17 protein-coding genes, 1 other RNA gene and 1 pseudogene are annotated in these 17,890 nt (G+C 42.7%); 1 reads left to right on the forward strand and 18 read right to left on the reverse strand.

Annotation, left to right across the window (positions count from 1 at the left end; translation table 11 throughout):
* Window positions 1-17: 17 nt before the first annotated feature.
* Window positions 18-533, forward strand: coding sequence for a C39 family peptidase (locus FQV26_RS16725; RefSeq protein WP_146558989.1), 516 nt, complete (start codon window positions 18-20; stop codon window positions 531-533).
* Here FQV26_RS16725 and FQV26_RS16730 read toward each other — a convergent pair.
* The 18 genes and pseudogenes from FQV26_RS16730 to secG all read right to left on the reverse strand — a co-directional run bounded on the left by FQV26_RS16730 (window position 511) and on the right by secG (window position 17,656).
* Complete coding sequence (locus FQV26_RS16730; protein WP_146558991.1) at window positions 511-1,410, reverse strand: 5'-3' exonuclease; 900 nt, start codon at window positions 1,408-1,410, stop codon at window positions 511-513. The genes FQV26_RS16725 and FQV26_RS16730 overlap by 23 nt on opposite strands.
* Window positions 1,411-1,489: 79 nt before the next feature.
* Window positions 1,490-2,986 carry a glycine betaine uptake BCCT transporter gene (locus FQV26_RS16735; protein WP_146558993.1) on the reverse strand — a complete coding sequence of 499 codons (1,497 nt, stop codon included), beginning with the start codon at window positions 2,984-2,986 and terminating at the stop codon, window positions 1,490-1,492.
* A 384-nt stretch (window positions 2,987-3,370) separates the two neighbouring features.
* Window positions 3,371-4,135, reverse strand: coding sequence for a SurA N-terminal domain-containing protein (locus FQV26_RS16740; protein WP_146558995.1), 765 nt, complete (start codon window positions 4,133-4,135; stop codon window positions 3,371-3,373).
* Between the two features lie 197 nt (window positions 4,136-4,332).
* Complete coding sequence (locus FQV26_RS16745) at window positions 4,333-4,806, reverse strand: GNAT family N-acetyltransferase (protein ID WP_146558997.1); 474 nt, start codon at window positions 4,804-4,806, stop codon at window positions 4,333-4,335.
* A gap of 35 nt (window positions 4,807-4,841) precedes the next feature.
* Window positions 4,842-5,618, reverse strand: a complete 777-nt coding sequence (locus FQV26_RS16750; RefSeq protein ID WP_261384385.1) for a hypothetical protein — start codon at window positions 5,616-5,618, stop codon at window positions 4,842-4,844.
* A gap of 15 nt (window positions 5,619-5,633) precedes the next feature.
* Window positions 5,634-5,948, reverse strand: coding sequence for a hypothetical protein (locus FQV26_RS19075; protein ID WP_261384386.1), 315 nt, complete (start codon window positions 5,946-5,948; stop codon window positions 5,634-5,636).
* 117 nt (window positions 5,949-6,065) lie between these two features.
* A pseudogene (locus FQV26_RS16755) lies at window positions 6,066-6,581 on the reverse strand (shikimate kinase).
* 303 nt (window positions 6,582-6,884) lie between these two features.
* Window positions 6,885-7,712, reverse strand: a complete 828-nt coding sequence (nikE, locus tag FQV26_RS16760; RefSeq protein ID WP_146558999.1) for a nickel import ATP-binding protein NikE — start codon at window positions 7,710-7,712, stop codon at window positions 6,885-6,887.
* Window positions 7,713-7,759: 47 nt separating this feature from the next.
* A complete protein-coding gene (nikD, locus tag FQV26_RS16765; protein WP_146559001.1) occupies window positions 7,760-8,596 on the reverse strand; it encodes a nickel import ATP-binding protein NikD in 837 nt (278 codons plus the stop codon).
* 8 nt (window positions 8,597-8,604) lie between these two features.
* Window positions 8,605-9,438, reverse strand: coding sequence for a nickel ABC transporter permease subunit NikC (nikC, locus tag FQV26_RS16770; RefSeq protein WP_397431527.1), 834 nt, complete (start codon window positions 9,436-9,438; stop codon window positions 8,605-8,607).
* Window positions 9,435-10,379, reverse strand: a complete 945-nt coding sequence (nikB, locus tag FQV26_RS16775; RefSeq protein ID WP_146559003.1) for a nickel ABC transporter permease subunit NikB — start codon at window positions 10,377-10,379, stop codon at window positions 9,435-9,437. The genes nikC and nikB overlap by 4 nt, the downstream gene beginning before the upstream one ends.
* Before the next feature lie 19 nt (window positions 10,380-10,398).
* Entirely contained in the window at window positions 10,399-12,021 is a 1,623-nt protein-coding gene (nikA, locus tag FQV26_RS16780; protein WP_146559005.1) for a nickel ABC transporter substrate-binding protein, read from the reverse strand.
* Between the two features lie 666 nt (window positions 12,022-12,687).
* A complete protein-coding gene (locus FQV26_RS18895; RefSeq protein ID WP_186760026.1) occupies window positions 12,688-12,837 on the reverse strand; it encodes a hypothetical protein in 150 nt (49 codons plus the stop codon).
* A 471-nt stretch (window positions 12,838-13,308) separates the two neighbouring features.
* Window positions 13,309-13,662, reverse strand: a transfer-messenger RNA (tmRNA) gene (gene ssrA, locus FQV26_RS16785).
* An 85-nt stretch (window positions 13,663-13,747) separates the two neighbouring features.
* The gene (gene smpB / locus FQV26_RS16790) at window positions 13,748-14,212 is read right to left on the reverse strand and encodes an SsrA-binding protein SmpB (RefSeq protein WP_142828885.1); all 465 of its coding nucleotides are present in this window, start codon (window positions 14,210-14,212) and stop codon (window positions 13,748-13,750) included.
* A 49-nt stretch (window positions 14,213-14,261) separates the two neighbouring features.
* Complete coding sequence (gene rnr / locus FQV26_RS16795) at window positions 14,262-16,586, reverse strand: ribonuclease R (protein ID WP_146559007.1); 2,325 nt, start codon at window positions 16,584-16,586, stop codon at window positions 14,262-14,264.
* Between the two features lie 24 nt (window positions 16,587-16,610).
* Complete coding sequence (locus tag FQV26_RS16800) at window positions 16,611-17,357, reverse strand: alpha/beta hydrolase (RefSeq protein ID WP_146559009.1); 747 nt, start codon at window positions 17,355-17,357, stop codon at window positions 16,611-16,613.
* 71 nt (window positions 17,358-17,428) lie between these two features.
* Entirely contained in the window at window positions 17,429-17,656 is a 228-nt protein-coding gene (gene secG / locus FQV26_RS16805; protein WP_049694326.1) for a preprotein translocase subunit SecG, read from the reverse strand.
* Window positions 17,657-17,890 lie beyond the last annotated feature (234 nt).

Below are 17,890 nucleotides of genomic sequence, written 5' to 3' on the forward strand. Positions count from 1 at the left end.
GAATTGGAGGCATGGACATGCAAAAACTGATCGCTTTCAAAGGACTGTCTCAGCATGACGAGGCCATCTCTGAAAAATACCGTTCTTCTGCATGTGGTCCTGTAACTGCCGCTGCTATTTTGCAGCATCACGAAGGTCTTGAGGTCGGCGTCGACCAGCTCTACCGGCTGCTTGGCTCAACTCCCATTGGCTTGTTTACATGGAGGCTGCTTAGAAATTTCAATAAGATCGGCGGCAAACGCTATGAGCTGAAAAAAACCAAAAGCATTGAAGACGTAAAGGCAGAACTTCTGGCAGGACGTCCTCTTGCCATGAAGTTCGACCGCTACTTTACGTTTCACTGGTTTTCAAAACCACGATACAGCTATCACTGGGTTCCACTGATCGGCTTTAGACAGGAAGCTGATGACCTCATTTTGTATATTCATGATAATGGACAAAAAAACCGCCCCAGTAAAATGCGGACGGTTTCTTATATGGAAAATCGCAAAGTGCTGACCTTTGTGAAAATTATGCCCAAGGATCGACAGTAATCCCTACATTCTTTTCCAATTGTTTAGCAAGCAGCGTCAATTGCTGATCTTGGCATAACTGAATATGATCATTGGTGTAAGCAGGAACGGCAAGCTCCTCCAACGGTAAATCCAACTGGATGTCACATTTGATGACAGCCAGTTTTTTTGATAGCAGAAGCATGTCATTATGCTCGTCGATTTTCTTTTTTTGAGCAGGTTTTAATTCATCTATTGCGTTCAGCACACCATCTGTTGAACCGTATTTCTGAATAAGTTGAAGCGCTGTTTTCGGACCAATTCCTTTAACTCCCGGATAGCCATCGCTCGGGTCGCCCATAAACGCTTTGACATCTGCAAATTGTGAAGGCTGTATGCCATACTCTTCAATGAAGCGTGCTTCGGTATAGACATCGTACACATGAAATCCTTTTTTCATGAACGCGATATTGACTGAAGGCGTCAACAATTGCAGCATGTCTTTATCACCTGTGATGATGGTGAAATCCACTTGATCCTGCCATTGTTTTGTAAACGAGCCAATAAAGTCATCCGCCTCTATTCCAGCCTCACCATAGTTTTTCCAGCCAAGCTGCTCAGAAATTGATTGCGCGAGGTCAAACTGATGCACCATATCCTCAGGTGGTGCCGGCCTGTTTGCCTTGTAGCCATCAAATAGGTCCGTCCGGAATGTCCGTGCTCCCATATCCCAGCAAACAGCCATATGAGTCGGCTTCAACATTGCCTTGGCTGCCAGCACATGGCGGGCAAATCCTTGTACACCGTTTGTCGCCAACCCCTCAGTTGTCCGGAAATATTGACCAACGGCTGAGGTTGCGAAAAACGAGCGGAACAGCAGCGCCATTCCATCCACTAATAATACATGCGGTTTTTCCATTTTAATAATCCTCCATCTTTTTGTTGCCTGATTTCCATTATAACGCTTATCCAATGAAAAAACCGCCGAAGCGGCGGTTTTAGCGTTTGCGTTTTATGGCCTTATATTCTATAGACAATGCTTTCCAGAAGGCAGCCATCATTAACAGCATAATGATCGAGAACGGGAATGCCGCTATGATCAAAACTGTCTGTAATGTGCCAAGCCCGCCTGTTGATAACAAGATTACAGCAATTGCTGACTGGGCAAACCCCCACGTCAATTTTACTGTGTTCTGCGGATGTAATGAACCGCCTGTTGTCTGCATTCCAAGAACAAAGGTGGCGGAATCGGCAGAAGTAACGAAGAACGTCGTTATCAGGAAAATTGCAATGACTGACAGTAAAATACCCAATGGCATCTGGTTAAATACTGCAAACAGGGTTTCCTCTGTTAGTAAGCCTGTCAAGTCCACTCCATTGTTTTGAACATCAATAGCAGTTGTTCCGAAGGCCGCGAACCATAGAAAACTAATGAAAGTTGGAATCAACAGTACACCCAATAAAAACTGACGAATTGTTCGTCCTCTAGATATGCGTGCGATAAAGATACCAACGAACGGAGCCCATGAAATCCACCATGCCCAATAAAAAATGGTCCATCCATCAATCCATGCACGGTTTTCACCATCTACAGGTGCTGCACGGAAACTCATTTGCACTAAGTTCTGGAAGTATGTACCGATTGTATCAGTAAACATATTCATAATTAGTAAAGTTGGGCCAAGTGCAATGACTGCTGTGAGCAATACCACTGCCAGTACCATATTGGTGTTAGACAGATACTTGATTCCTTTGCTCAGTCCTGACCAAGATGAAACCATAAACAATACCGTTACAATGGCAATAACGATTAATTGTACAATAAAACTATCTCCTGATATGCCATCAAAGAGAAAAGCAAGTCCACCATTAATTTGGATAGCTCCAAAGCCGAGGGTGGTTGCAACACCAATAACTGTTGCGAAAACAGCAATAACATCCACTAATACTCCCCAAGGACCTTTCATCTTATCGCCAAACAAAGGTTTTAGCGTTGCTGAAATTAATCCGGGCTCCCCTTTTCGGAACTGTGAATAAGCGAGTGCCAAAGCCACTACGGCATAAATAGCCCACGCATGGATTCCCCAATGGAAAAAACTGAAACGCATTGATTCCCGCATCGCGTCGGCGCTGCCAGGTTCAGCGGTTGCCGGATCGATTGCAAAATGCGATAACGGTTCTGCTGCTCCCCAGAATACAAGACCGATTCCCATTCCTGCTGAAAATAACATGGCAACCCATGTTCCAAATGAAAATTCGGGTTTATCTGTATCTTTGCCCAGTCTTACTTGTCCCATCGGGCTGATAAGGAAAAATAGACAAAATATAACCATGACGGAAACAACTAATAAATAATACCAACCGAACGAAGTTGTCAGGAATGATTCTATATTCCCTGTAACTTCTGCAAAATTATCGGGTGCAAATGCTCCGTAGCCAATGGCCAATAATACGAGCGCAAGAGCAATCCAAAAAACATTGGTTACTTTCTTCATATAGTACCCCTCCTTTTTCTTTTATTCCGCTTTAACGGCCAGCAATACCCTCACTTTTATAAGTGAGAGTCCACTGGCCGTCAAAGCCTGAATTGATCAACTGAAAACCAACAGCGGATGAAGAACCACTGCTGCCTCAAGTTTCTCTTTATCACAAGTGTAAAGGATACGCAAGATTTGCTGTCCTGTCAAACCCTCTGTCTTGAATTGAAACTTGAAGAGTTCTTAAGAAGATTTTATTGAAAATTCCATTTATACATCATACCCCATCAAAAATAAAATAAAACTTTAGCAGTAAGAGCGGCAGAATTGGTGAAGCAATCCTTTAGAAATGCTTATTAACAATGGATAAAAAAACCAGATCCCGGGGATCTGGTTTTCATTTTATAGATTAATGGTTACATCTGCTTCTTCACGAAGCTGGGCGATTAGCGTCTGTGTAGCTTCACCTTCTTTTTGCATTCTTACCTGTTCTTCAAGCTGGGGTTTTACTTCTTCGAAAGCAGGAAGTTCTTCGCCACCGGATTCTTCTTGTTGAGCCTGTGCTTCATCATAAACTGTCTGTATTTCTTCATCCGTCGGATTGATTTCGCCGGTCTCGCTTGCAATCAGTTGTTCAACTTTTACTTGGGCTTCCACTTGCTCCATGACTTCTTCTTCAGAAATACCTTGCTCTTCAAGTGCAGCTAAAAACTCTTCTGAAGATTCCAGGCCATTTTGCTTTGCCAGTTCTTCTAACGCTGTATTAACCTGCTCTTCTGATGCAGTTATCTCTTGATTTTCAGTTTCTTGAACAAGCAACTTTTGAGCGACTAGGCTTTCAGCAATTTGCTCTTTCAACTGGGTTTGATCAACTTCCTGACCAGCCATCTGTGCCTGCATCGCAAGCTGCTGGAATTGGCCTGTATAAGCAGATTCAAATTCTTCCTTTGAAATTTCTTCACCATTTACTTCAGCTACGATATCGGGAACGCCTTCCAGATCCGGTTCAGGCATTTCTGGCTGTTCGGCATTTTCAGCTTCTTGATCTGCTGCTTCCTCTTGAGGTGCAGCTTCCTCGTTCGTTTCTTCCGCATTTTCGCCACCACAAGCAGCCAATGCCACCATGGATCCTCCAAGAACTATAGTTAAGAACCATTTTTTAATCATCTGTATTCCCCTCTCGAACATAATGTCCGTTATTGTAGCATACTCATTGCGGCTGTAAAAACAATATCCATTCCTTTAGACTCCAGGACTGGCATATAATAGAGAGGAATATGGCGAATTGTTCATATAGTTGACGCATTCTTGATTCAGTAATCAGGTTTTATCAGCACGAAAGATTTCCTAAAAACCTTGATACATCAATACTTTTTTACCATAGTAATAAAATCTGTGAAGTGAGTGCTGAATCGCTCGTCTGGAACAAAGCCAAGTTTAGCGTATAAATGAATTGCCCGTTTGTTAAATGCAGCAACAGTCAATCGAATTGGCAGTCCCTTTCGTTTTTCTTCTATAGATCTAAGCACAAACGAACCAAAATCCACGCTGTTTCCCTTCCCTGTAAACCCAGGATACATTCCCAGCCCCAGATCGATACAGTTCTCCTCATAAATACCAAAGCTGCTTCCGGCTGGTACTTGGGCGCTTGCACCCATGCAGAAAAAACCGAAAGTCTCTTTTTTCTCAGTTAAAACAATAGAATAAGTTCCATTTAGTAATTCTTCTAATGCCCCCTCGGTCAGTTCATTATTGTAAAAATCATAAGGCGGATCATATTTCCATTTTAAAATTTCTTCAGCTGTTTTCTTATTCATTTTTGCTTTTAGCAGCTTCATGTCACCCCCCCTTTGTTTTTGGTTTCCTCTAAACTTTAGTTAGTAGGAAAATGCTTAGTTTCTTCAATCGACCACGCAGCACTTCTTATGAGAGCGGCAGACAATTCTTTCAGTTCATTGCATAACAGCAAGAGCCTGTCTGCTATCTCTTTTTTGTTGCCATATCGAATCCTCATTTCTTCGGACAATTCTTTCGACAGCAATTGATGATGGCTGAACGCTGATTCAAGCAATTGCAACAATTGCTCTCCCCGGACTTCGAGCACGATTTGCGCGTCGCCCGCACTGTATCCTTCGATAAATCCTTTTGCCATCATTGTCAGTTCCTCTGCACACGCCGAAAAATCATGTTTTCGATAACGATCAGTTTCAGACAAGGCAATGAATAGTGTTTCGTATAAATTCATAAAGTTTCCAGCCATTCCTCTTGGGTAATAAATGCTTGGAAATGGATCGATGAGGCAAATTTGAGTACCATTCACCAAAATATTTTCAGGAGAAGTATCCTGATTGACCAAAAGTGGCTGTGTAAAATTTTGTTTTCTTGTAGTTACAGCCAGTTGTAGTGCTTTAATGACTGTTTCGTCGTTAAAAATTGAATACGCTTTGCACAACTCATGGTAATCTGCCAGTTGTTCTTCACTTTCTTCTTCAAGAAATTTGGAAGCATCACCTTCCAAAAGACCATGGATCCCTTTGCTCTCTGACCAGCCGAGATAGCCAAATCCTTCTATGCCGTGTGGAATCTCTTCTGTCTTCCGATGAATCTCTCCTATGGCTTTGCCAGTTTGATAAGCGGTTTTCAAAGTCATAGTATGTAGATTAATCTATGTGCCTCCAAAAGATTCGAGCGTATACGTTATACTCGCTGACACATGAAATTCGAAAAGCTCTGGAGCTGCTCTTGCCACCGCTTGATTGACAGAACGGTAATAAAGCTCCGTCCCTCCATATTCTGCTTTCAATGCGGCTTTATTGAAGAGGACTGGTTTACCGTAAGTTACTTCCTTTGGAATCCGGAGCACCATTTTTCTGCCCTCTTTCCATGCTGTCCAGGCGTAATGCCACGCGCCTTCGCCTAAAAAAACAGCTTCTTTGACACCGGCGTGCAGCAGAGCTGCTTGCAGTTTTTCTTCATTCATCTTTGTTCCTGCTTTCTATTGTCTTTTATTTTCATTGCTAAATTCGTTAAAGGCTTATAATTCAGTGATGCCAAGATAACTTAAAAGCATCTCACACCTTAGTCCGAATTCTCTTTTTTATAAATCAAATGTTTCTTTTATGATATGTGCTACTTCTCTCGCATTCTTTTTAGTGTTATTAATACGCAGATAATTTTCTATTGCCACTTCGCCTTCGAAAGAATTTAATCTATTGGTTTTTAAAGAACTCAACAAATGTAGTTCTGATTAATTAATATTTCGTTTTGTTGGCTTTTGTTCCAGTCGATGGGATGTTTTATTTCTAACCAATCTTTCTCCTACATCGGCCTCCAATTCTACAAAATGAATTTTCACTCCTTGCGAACTAAAGATATGGCACATGTATTCAATCTCGTCCCAATCCTCTTTTTTATCAAAATACCAGACTTTAGTAAAAATCATTCCGTATTGATCGCTTATTGCAAAGGATTGGAAAATTGAGCGACGAAATGTATTTGCTAACCGCCACATCTCTTTGCTAAATCCATATAAGGGCTCTAATAAGTCAATCGTCATATGATTATGAAAAAGCTTTAAGCCTGTTATGGCAGATAGTTCTTGTCCAACGGTCATCTTCCCAACTGCTTGAGGACCAAATATAAAAACAAATTTATCCAAGTTTCTTTCTCCTCCCAGGTTTTCATTGCTACCTTTCAGCAAAATAATTCTCCAAAAATGAGTTCCTTTTGAAATAACTGGTTAAAGTCACTATATCCAATTATTGCATTTAAATCCATTTAAATTCCATAAAATTTTATTTAATTATAACTCTATAGTCTAGAAAAAGATAAATACCCCCTTAAACACTCATTATCTGATGTGTTTAAGGGGGTATTCAAAAGATCCAGTTTTTCTAGCCATCGACTGCTCAAGTAGCTATACCTGTACAACACGCTTTCCATTAGAGACAGTCCGATTTCGGGGATGTTCAGGCAATATAGAAGCAACCAGATCCTTCACTGCCGGTTCTGATGAAGTAAACACTTCATCTTTATTATTATAAGTTTCAACGATTCTTCCCTTCTCCATGACAGTCAAGACATCCGAAATCGCGTACGCAGCTCGAATGTCATGCGTGATGAAGAGATAAGACAACCCATACTCAGATTTTAAATCATCCAACAGTTTTAAAATGTTTGTCTGGTTAACCATATCAAGACTGCTTACAGATTCATCTAAGACAATCATCTTTGGCTTTAAGGCAATGGCTCTCGCAATGCTGATCCGCTGCAACTGTCCACCGCTAAATTGACCAGGGAACTTTTGCATGTCTTCTGCACTTAATCCAACCTGTTCCAATAACTCGGCAATCGTTCTTTTTTGTTCGGAAGCAGAAAGCCTTTCGTAGTTGTCCAGCGGCTCCCCAATAATCTTTTCTGCAGTCAAACGCGGGTTCACCGAAGAGTAGCTGTCTTGAAAAACTACTTGAAGATCTCTTCGCATCTGCTTGCGTACTTTAGAATTCATCGCATAAAGATCTTGTCCCTGAAACAGCACCTGGCCTTCTTTGGGTTTTTCAAGTCCCAAAATCACTTTTCCCAACGTGCTTTTTCCAGCTCCACTTGTACCAATAAGCCCCATGCACGTCCCCTGCTCTAGAGAAAGGGAAACGTCGGAAAGAACTTGTGCCTCTTTTTGAGGCCGCCAAAAAGAACGCAGCGAACCATATGTATGTGTGACTTGTTTCACTTCCAATAGGCTCATGCTTGCGTCCTCCTTCGCTTTTACATTTCTTTTCCTTAACGCCAATTTTATATAACTAGTTTTCTCAACGGCTCATTCATTGGCAACGCAGGTCTTGCCTGCAATAGTTTTTTTGTATATTCATGCTTTGGATGGTCAAACAATTGAAACACGTCCGCTTTTTCTATTATCCGGCCATTACGCATTACAGCCACGTCGTCTGCCAACTCCGAAATTACGCCTAAATCATGTGAGATTAGTAAAATGGACGTTCCACATTCTGTACGGAGGCGATCCAGTTCTCTTAGAACCTGTAACTGATTCGTGACATCAAGAGCTGTTGTCGGCTCATCCGCGATAACAACTGAAGGACGCAAACACATCGATATTGCGATCATGACACGTTGCAGCATTCCTCCACTGAGTTGGAAAGGATACATTTTCATTAGTTTAGAGGGCTCTTTTAAGTTCATTGACTCTAAAGAAGAGACAGCCAAATCAATGGCTTGTTTTTTCGTTAAGTTCGTATGGGTTCGGATGGTTTCTACAAATTGATTGCCGATTGTGTATACAGGGGTGAAGGCATTCATCGGATTTTGCATAATGAACCCAATTTCTTTGCCCAGGACTTTTCGCATTTCTTTTTGCTTTAAGCCGTTCAGCTCTTGTCCGCGCAATTGAATGCTTCCTTCTACAGACATGGATTTCGAATTCAACAATTGAAGAAGCGCCATGCACGTGACGGTTTTCCCGCTTCCACTCTCTCCGACAAGTCCCAAAACCTTCCCCGGCTTTAAATCCAATTTCAGGTTTTGAACCAGCGGAAGTGCGCCTTTTGCTGTTTTCACGGCAACATTCAAATCCGTTACCTGCAAAGCATTTTGCTGTTTTTCCATCTTCTCCATACCCCTTTTCAATAACGTCTTTTTATGCCAAACCGCTCCGAGAGAGATTCTCCCAGTACATTAAATGAAATGACCACAAACAAGATCATTAATCCTGGATATATCATTAATTCAGGCTGGCTCCGGATAAAAGCCTTGCCTTCCTGTATCATTGCGCCCCACTCAGGCGTAGGAGGCTGTATGCCAAGCCCGAGGAACGATAGGGCAGAAATGTCCATGATCGCCCAACCCATCTCCAGTGTACCCATGACCATGATGGGAGGAAGGACATTTGGCAGTAAATGCCGCCTGATGATTTTTCCGGTTGAAGAACCGCTGATCCTTGCCGCTGCAATAAAGTTCTGCTCTTTCATACTGACAACCATGCCGCGAATCATTCGTGCATAGTATACCCACTGGACCATCATGAGTGCGATCACCACTTGCCACAGTCCAGGTCCTAATAAACCAACGATGCCAAGAACAAGCACCAGATTTGGAAACGCCATGACACCATCACAGAACCGCATCAACAACAGGTCAATCCAACCGCCTTTAAATCCCGCAATCATTCCAACAAGCAGCCCAAAACCTAAAGATGCGGCAAAAATCAACGATGCAAATCCTAGAGATACACGTGCTCCATACAAAAGACGCGATAAATTGCAACGCCCTAAATGATCGGTGCCGAGCGGATATTCCCAGGAAGGAGAAGATAGCTTGATGGCCAAATTCACTTGGATGGGATCATGAGGAGCAATCCATGGTGCCAGAATACTGACCAGAAAAAAAACAATCAATATGGCGGCACTTATGATAAGCGCCCACTTGCTTTTGCTGGCCATTTGTACACTAGATATCAAGATTCAGCCATTCCCTTCCGTGAAATACGCGGATCTATGTACAATTGCACAAGATCAACGATGAGGTTGCAGACGATAAACAGGCACGCTGCCAAAACAACATAGCCTTGAATAACTGGAATATCCCGGTTGAATATCGCTTCTATAAAGAAACGGCCAAATCCCGGCCAGGAAAAAACTTGTTCAACGATGATGGTGCCTGTCAGCAGTTTCCCCAAATTCATGCCCAACCCTGTGAGCATGGGAGAAATCGCAATTCGCAATACATGTTTCACCATAATTGTCTTCTCTTTAATGCCTCGCGTGCGGCCATAGATGACATATACATTTTCCAATTCTTCCAGCACACTCGCACGAAGCAAACGCGTGTAGATCGCAATCAACGCTAAGGAAAGCGTAATGCTCGGCAGCACGAAATGCTGCCAGGTTCCCCTTCCTTCTACCGGGAACATGTCCAGTTTAACGGAAAAGAGGAATATTAAAACGTAGCCAAGCCAGAATTGTGGAATGGAAGCGCCTAAATAAGAAAGAAGCCTGCTCAAATGATCGATCAGGCTGTTTTTATAGATGGCGGCTAAGAACCCTAAAGGAACGCTGACAACGATAGAAAGAATGATACTGCTGACAGCGAGTTGAATGGTTGCAGGCATTCGAGTTGCTACCTCTTGCCAAACAGGAGTATTTGTTACATACGAGTTGCCAAAATCCAACTGGACAATCTTCTTAACCGTTTGAACATATTGGACAAGCAATGGCTGATCTAAACCGAACTCATGCCGTTTTTCAGCTAGAATCTCATCAGTGGGATGTATATTAGCTGCAGCTAGATACGCTTCAGCTGGATCGACCGGCGAGAGGCGTATCAATGCAAACATTAGAAAAATGGCAAAGAGAATAATGGGAACGACAGCAAGGAGCCGTTTTATAAGATAGATAAACATGACTTGTCCTCTCCATTAGTTACTGGCTTACGTTGATTTCATTGAAAGGGTGCTCATCCCGATTAGCTGGGAATACAAACTCTTCTATGCCATTTTGATAAACGACTGTCTTTTTCATATACGAAACCGGCACAATAACCGATTGTTCTTGTAATGTCTTCAAGATCGTGCCATAAAGCTCCTGGCGTTCTGTCTCGTCAGTAGAAGCAAGAGCAGCATCGACCTGTTTATTCAATTCCTCTTTCATTGGCAGTTTTGAGTGAGCTTCTGAAACGCCCCATCCTTCTTCTGCTACAACGTTAATAAAGGAATGTGGATCGTATGGAGCGCCGTAATTATACCAGAAATCAACGTCGAAGTCTCCTGCTTTGCGACGTTCGATTTGAACCGTCAACTCTACTCCTGTAATGTTCAGTTTGACGCCTATCGCTGACCATTCAGCTTGAAGGGTTTCAGCCATCGCTTTTTGAATAGGATCTGTTTTGTCGTACATCAGTTCCAGTTCGAGCGGCTGTCCATCTTTTTCGCGTATCGACTTTCCAGACGGCATCTTCCACCCTGCTTCATCAAGATAGGAAGCAGCTTTTTCCACATCATACTCGATTGCGTCAACTTCGACATCCGTATATGGGAAATTTGTGGACAGGATTTTATCCGCTTTTTCTTCTATTCCAAGCGTGATGCCTTCCACCATCGCCTCTTTGTTGAAACCATGCTGCAAAGCTAACCGTACATTCAAATCGGCCAGCTTCTCATTTGTAGTATTCAACAGCAAACTCCTTGTTCCAACCGGCTCTGATAAATCCGTTTTGTATTCACCGGACTCTTTCAAATGGTTGAAGGAATCCATGCTTATGGCACCTTCCCCATAGATCAGGTCCAATTCGCCTTTCTCAAAAGCCAAAACACGCGTTTCTGCATCAGGAATAATTTTTATGGTTACTTTTTCTGCTTCTGGAGCATCACCCCAATAATCTGGGTTCCGGGTAAATGTAGCGTATTCATCTTTTTTATAGTCTTCCAAAATCCATGGCCCTGTTCCTACTGGCTTTGTAATTCCTTTTGACGTATCGCCATCTTCAGGGAATCCCGACTCACCAAGGAACCTCACCGGACGAACGACTGCCAAATCCTGAAGTGCTGGATAATAGGGTTCTGATAAGACCATTTTAAACGTCAGGTCATCGATGACTTCTGTTTTCTCAAGTACGTTGATAACGCCGAGCCAACTATGGGAACTCTTATTTTCCATAATGGTATCGAAATTCTTTTTGACTATTGAAGCATCGAATGGAGATCCGTCTGTAAACTTAACGTTCTCACGAAGTTTAAATGTATATTCAAGACCATCCTCAGAAATTGTCCAGGATTCTGCAAGATGCGGTTTAAGCTCTCCGCCTTCTTCGTAACTAACGAGTGGTTCATAAATCATCGACTGCGTTAATAATTGTGAAGGATTGTAAACATGTGGGTTCATAGCCCCGATGTCCCGCGGCCAGGACATTGTGATGGAAGTGGACGATCCCTCGGTGCTTTCATTCGATTGGGAAGCAGCATCGTCATTAGAGCAACCCGCTGTAACAAGGAAAATTGAGGCAACGAATGCTATAAGTAAACCCTTTTTCGTTTTATATTTTTGCATGTTCAGTAATTCCTCTCTAGTTCAAATGGCTGATAATGATTCTCAGTATCAATATTGTAACTATAATGATTTTAAGCTTTATTGTCAATACGATTTGGGCTTTATAATAAGGCGTTTCCTAGACTTTTATAAGATTAGACTCAACATTCTTAGCTTCGCATCGTAACTTACTCAATTTTAACTGGAAAGAAAGTATTTTATGGACTCTCTAAATAACATTAAGTATATAAGATTTTGACATCTATCAAACAAATTACTAACTAGTTGAACAACAAAAAAACGCCAAAACCAGTAAAGGTTTTGACGTTCTTAATCTCACTATGGAGACGGCGGGAGTCGAAACCCGCGTCCAGAAACTCCGCTACTTGGAAGTTAATTATAGTAATCAGCAGTATATCAATGTTTTACTCGTTAGGGAGTAATACATATTCACGAACTTAGCTCAAAGACCTTCTGACTATTAATATATATGAATTGTTTTCAAAATTAAAAGAAAATCCACTAGATTCATAGATTTTCTCACTCTACACTAAATAATAATGCCATTCAATCGTTGCAGGCGGCTTAGAAGCGATGTCGCACAGCACACTCATCCACCTTGATGCCATTGAGTTTCAAATAAGAAAAACATAGAAAAATTTTAGACTCCCTATGTTTTCGTTCCTATTATTTATCTGTTTGTTTTTCCTTCTTTTTCAAATACTCTGTACGTATTTTTTCAAGTTGCTGCTTTTTATCAAATTTGGCAGGCTTGTGTTTTTCATGATACTTTGTCACAGCTACCTGTCCTTTGCTATCCAAACCAAATTTCCCCACTTTTTTCACCTACTTTTCTTGTCTCTAAAGAGAATCTATTACAAATATAATATACCTTAATTTAATGAAGTGAACCTTATTAGATTCTTGCTAACATTGCAAATATCGTTAAAAACTTAGTAATATAATTCATCGCCAATCACCATTCCTTTAACCCCTCAAAAAACTCTTCTTTCTGGCTTAACTTTATCCGCTGACTAAAAGATGATTAATACTAGACATTTTAAGATACAACTTTTAATACTAGTGGAATCTCTCCAGTTGATTGCAGCGGAGGCCGGCGACTCCTGCGGGAGCAGTGACGGAGCAAAGCGACAGAGCGACATGAGCTAGAGCCACTGGACTGAGCGCAGCGAAGGAAGCGGCAGAAGCCGTGCCCGCGGAAAGCGTCCGGCAGCAGCGTAAATCAACATTTTATAGGACAACCAAAAAACGCCAAAACCAGTAAAGGTTTTGACGTTTTTTATCTCACTATGGAGACGGCGGGAGTCGAACCCGCGTCCAGAAACTCCGCTACTTGAGCGTCTACGCGTGTAGCTTATTTATTGAGGTTTCATGCACCATTCTGCCAATAAGCGGGCTTCCTGGGCACTAATCTGTAAATCTCTCCCGTTTGCCTCAGATGGCAGCAAACGTTGTATCCCACTAAAGTTGAGCTTTACCCAGCCACATGGGCGATGGATAGATAAAGCAGATCCGAGCTTACGCTGCGAATGCTAGGTTTTGGTTTGTTTTGCCAGTTGTTATAAATACGTTGATGACGGAGCCGATCCTCCGACGCGCGACCCAAGCCCAGATCATCCCTGTCGAATCCGTAACGTCCCCTTATTAAAAAGAGACACGGAAGATGAATAAACAGCTTCATGTGCTATATCCCTATTATAAGACAACAATGGTCAGACTTCAAGTTTTAGCGGTTGTATTCTTTTATGGCACGGTCGATTTGCCGTTTCGCGTCTTTTTTCTTCAAATCTTCCCGTTTGTCGTAGTTCTTCTTCCCTTTACCGACACCGAGCAGAATTTTGGCGAAGCCGTCCTTCAAATACATCTTCAGCGGAATGATGGCAGAACCCTGCACTTTTGAATGGGCCTCTAAATCCGTAATCTGCTTTTTATGCAGCAGCAGCTTACGTGACCTTGTAGGATCGTGGTTAAACTGATTGCCCTGATCATAAGGACTGATGTGCATATTTGAAATCCAGGCTTCCCCGTTGCGGATTCGTACAAACGATTCCTTCAACTGGACCTTGCCGTTTCGTGCGGATTTAATTTCGGTACCCTGCAAGACGATGCCTGCTTCGATGGTTTCTTCAATGAAAAAATCGAAACCGGCTTTCTTGTTTTGGGCAATTACTTTGCCTTCTCCTTTGGCCATGTGGTTTCACCTCAGCTAGATTCAAAAAAGCGGCCCTTGAGCCGCGATTTTATTTTTTCTTGTTGCGCCCTTGTTTTGCTGCGCCTTCGTAGAACTTTTTCTTTTTGTTTTTCGGCTTGCGTGTAGGTCCGCCGCCTTCTGGCTTTTTGCCATCGCGTCCCGGTTTTCCACCGCCGTCTTTTTTCGCAGCGCGGATTACTTTTGGCTGCTCTCTTCTCGACTGGCGAGTGTTTTGCACCATGCCCACAATTTCGAAATCAATAGATGATTCTTCAGGCTTTACGCCAATGACTTTGATTTCAATTTCGTCACCAATTCGGAATTGGCGTTTATTGCGCTCGCCGATCATCATCATGCTGCGATCGTCAAAGCGGTAATAATCGTCTGTCATATTGGAAACGTGAACCAAGCCTTCAATGGTATTCTCAAGTTCAATAAACAACCCAAAATTTGTTACAGAAGAAATGATGCCAGTAAATTGCTCACCGATTTTATCAGCCATAAACTGGGACTTTTTCAAAGCGTCTGTATCACGTTCAGCTTCCACTGCACGGCGTTCACGCTCGGATGTATGTGTAGCAATATCATCCATATTGGCTTCCCAATAAGCGATTGTTTTTCGAGACAAATCTTTTTCGATCAAGTATGTGCGAATCAGGCGATGCACAATCAAATCTGGATAACGGCGAATCGGTGATGTGAAATGCGTATAGAATTCGGTCGATAAACCAAAATGCCCCAAACTTTCAGCCGAATACTTTGCCTGCTGCATAGAACGAAGCATCATTGTAGAAATAACGGGCTCTTCCGGCGTTCCTGCAATTGATTCGACAATTTCCTGTAAAGCTTTTGGATGAATTTGTGTTCCAGATCCTTTTACAACAATACCGAAGTTCGTAACGAATTCGAAGAAGCGCTGCAGTTTTTCTGGCTTCGGATCTTCGTGGATACGGTAAATCGCAGGAACTTCCATGCGGTGGAAATGTTCTGCTACTGTTTCATTGGCAGCGAGCATGAATTCTTCGATTAAACGTTCAGAAACAGTTCGTTCCCGGACAACAACATCCACAGGGTAGCCGTTTTCATCGACAAGCACTTTGGATTCCTTAAAATCAAAATCAATAGCACCGCGTCGCATCCGTTTCGTGCGAAGCACTTCAGCAAGCTCTTTCATCAATTCGAACATCGGTACCAATTCGCTGTACTTTTCTTTCAGCTCCGGGTTATCCTGTTCCAAAATTTCATAAACATCCGTATACGTCATGCGTGCCGACGTATTAATAACGCTTTGGAAAATATCGTAGGATTGCACTTCGCCCTGGTCATTAAAAATCATTTCACAAGACAAGGTCAAGCGATCGACCTGCGGATTCAATGAACAAATGCCGTTTGAAAGGCGATGTGGAATCATCGGAATGACCCGGTCGGTCAAATAGATACTGGTTGCCCGGTCATAAGCTTCTCTGTCGATTGGCGATCCTTCCGTTACATAGTGGCTGACGTCAGCAATATGTACGCCTAATTTATAGGTGCCATCTTCATACTTCACCACTTGGACTGCATCATCCAAATCCTTAGCATCAGCGCCGTCAATTGTAACAATCTGCTCGTTTCGCAAATCGCGGCGTTCGGTTAAATCTGCCGGATCGATTTCGTCTGGCACACTATTTGCCTGCTCCAAAACATCCGGTGGAAATTCGGTTTCTATGCCGTATTTATGAATGATGGAAAGAATGTCGACACCCGGGTCGTTTTTATGGCCAAGAATTTGTGTCACCATACCCGTTGCGGACATTCTGCCTTCTGGCCATCCAGTAATCTCCACCACAACTTTATGGCCGTCTACCGCGCCTAACGTGTCATCTTTTGCGATGAAAATATCCATATTCATTTTCTTATCATCTGTTACGACAAAACCAAAGCCTTTATTTTCCTGGAACGTTCCGACAGCTTTTGTCGTTCCGCGTTCGAGGATTCGGATAATCGCGCCTTCGCGGCGATCGCCTGTCGACCCCTCTGAAATGCGGATCAGTACCTTATCTCCGTTCACTGCGCCATTTGTTTCAGTCGGCGGAATGAATACATCGTCCAACCCGGCTTCTTCAGGAGCCACAAAGCCGAAACCTTTTGGGTGACCAATAAATTTACCGCGCATCAAATTCATCCGCTCTGGCACACCGTACCGATTAGATCTTGAACGGACCAGCGTTCCTTTTTCTTCTAGACGCACTAAAGTTTTTACTAATTCTTTAAACTCGTCGGCATCTTCAAAACCGAATTGTTCTTCTATTTCCTGTACAGTCAGCGGCTTATATGCTTCTTCACGCATAAAGACCAGTAAGCGCTGTTCCAATGAACTCTCGGTATTTCCCAAATCTAACTCCTCCTTTATGACAGTTCACACACTCCAATCAAGTGATTCAAAGAATGTGTAAATGTCTTCATACAATTGCTTTTTCTCTTTATCAAGCGTAATAACATGGCCCGAGTTTTCGTACCACTTGATCTGTTTAACCGTTGATTCCGCATTTTCATAAATGACATTTGCTGAATCCGTATTAATGACAGTATCCAGTCTGCCTTGGGCAACGAACAGTGGCGCATAGACGTGGTCCACATGTTCTTTGACTTCTCCTATCAAGGCGCGTAAATCAGCCAGCGACTCCATCGGCTGTTCCTGGAAAGCCTTCATTTCTTCTTCGATAAGCTCGTCATTTTTTCCTTCATAGTTTTTATATTCACGGGCATATTTCAACACACCTTCATACATCAGATCAGTGGTTTTCATATACATAGGCGAGCACATGGTGACAATTCCCTTGATAGGTTTTGTATACCCTAATTTCAGGCTGAATACGCCGCCCAGCGACAATCCAGCCACTGCAATTTCCGTATAACCCTCTTCCAGTAATGTCTCATATGCCTGTTCCACATCTTTCCACCAATCGGCGGGTCCAGTACCAACCAGTTCTTCCGGCGCCACGCCATGCCCTGCATAATGAGGAGCAATACTCGTATATCCTTTTGTCTCCAAAAAGCGGCCAAGCATGCGAACATCCGCCGAGTTACCTGTAAAGCCATGCAAAAGCAGTACGGCCCGGGGACCTGATTTAAAGAAAAATGGTTTTGGCTGCGAAATCCGCATCATAATTCCTCCATTCTAATACTAAAAGAAAACGCCTAACCATGTATGGTCAGGCGATTTAATCATCTACATTAAACTTTCGTTACGGCAACAGCCAGAATAAAGAATAAGGCAGCAAGTACGATCGTTACCCGATGGAGGACCAAGTCCAAACCACGAGCTTTTTGCTTGCCGAAAAGTTGCTCTGCTCCACCGGAGATGGCTCCTGAAAGACCTGCACTTTTTCCAGATTGCAATAAAACGACTACGATTAATGCGAGCGATACGATGACGAGTAATGTCATTAACAACGTATGCATAAATTCCACCTCCTGAAAAGAACGTTCACAACAACTCTAAGTTTACCAAAAATTGTGACCTATGACAATAGCAATAGAAAATAGAGGCAATTGCCTCTATTTTCTTTAGCTAATGCATTTACTTTTCTAAAGTTCAAAAACTAGTAGCAGATCGGAAGAAATCGCTTCAGGCGGACGCTTTCCGCGGGCGGTCCGTGAGCCTCCTCAGGCTTTCGCCTTGCGGGGTCTCACCTG

The organism is Planococcus sp. CPCC 101016 (assembly GCF_007859295.1).
GTDB lineage: Bacteria > Bacillota > Bacilli > Bacillales_A > Planococcaceae > Planococcus.

What these genes read in the sequence shown, in the direction of transcription:
- FQV26_RS16725 (WP_146558989.1), top strand. Translation starts at nt 18, where the DNA reads ATGCAAAAACTGATCGCTTTCAAAGGACTGTCTCAGCATGACGAGGCC.
- FQV26_RS16730 (WP_146558991.1), bottom strand. Translation starts at nt 1,410, where the DNA reads ATGGAAAAACCGCATGTATTATTAGTGGATGGAATGGCGCTGCTGTTC.
- FQV26_RS16735 (WP_146558993.1), bottom strand. Translation starts at nt 2,986, where the DNA reads ATGAAGAAAGTAACCAATGTTTTTTGGATTGCTCTTGCGCTCGTATTA.
- FQV26_RS16740 (WP_146558995.1), bottom strand. Translation starts at nt 4,135, where the DNA reads ATGATTAAAAAATGGTTCTTAACTATAGTTCTTGGAGGATCCATGGTG.
- FQV26_RS16745 (WP_146558997.1), bottom strand. Translation starts at nt 4,806, where the DNA reads ATGAAGCTGCTAAAAGCAAAAATGAATAAGAAAACAGCTGAAGAAATT.
- FQV26_RS16750 (WP_261384385.1), bottom strand. Translation starts at nt 5,618, where the DNA reads ATGACTTTGAAAACCGCTTATCAAACTGGCAAAGCCATAGGAGAGATT.
- FQV26_RS19075 (WP_261384386.1), bottom strand. Translation starts at nt 5,948, where the DNA reads ATGAATGAAGAAAAACTGCAAGCAGCTCTGCTGCACGCCGGTGTCAAA.
- nikE (WP_146558999.1), bottom strand. Translation starts at nt 7,712, where the DNA reads ATGAGCCTATTGGAAGTGAAACAAGTCACACATACATATGGTTCGCTG.
- nikD (WP_146559001.1), bottom strand. Translation starts at nt 8,596, where the DNA reads ATGGAGAAGATGGAAAAACAGCAAAATGCTTTGCAGGTAACGGATTTG.
- nikB (WP_146559003.1), bottom strand. Translation starts at nt 10,379, where the DNA reads ATGTTTATCTATCTTATAAAACGGCTCCTTGCTGTCGTTCCCATTATT.
- nikA (WP_146559005.1), bottom strand. Translation starts at nt 12,021, where the DNA reads ATGCAAAAATATAAAACGAAAAAGGGTTTACTTATAGCATTCGTTGCC.
- smpB (WP_142828885.1), bottom strand. Translation starts at nt 14,212, where the DNA reads ATGGCCAAAGGAGAAGGCAAAGTAATTGCCCAAAACAAGAAAGCCGGT.
- FQV26_RS16800 (WP_146559009.1), bottom strand. Translation starts at nt 17,357, where the DNA reads ATGCGGATTTCGCAGCCAAAACCATTTTTCTTTAAATCAGGTCCCCGG.
- secG (WP_049694326.1), bottom strand. Translation starts at nt 17,656, where the DNA reads ATGCATACGTTGTTAATGACATTACTCGTCATCGTATCGCTCGCATTA.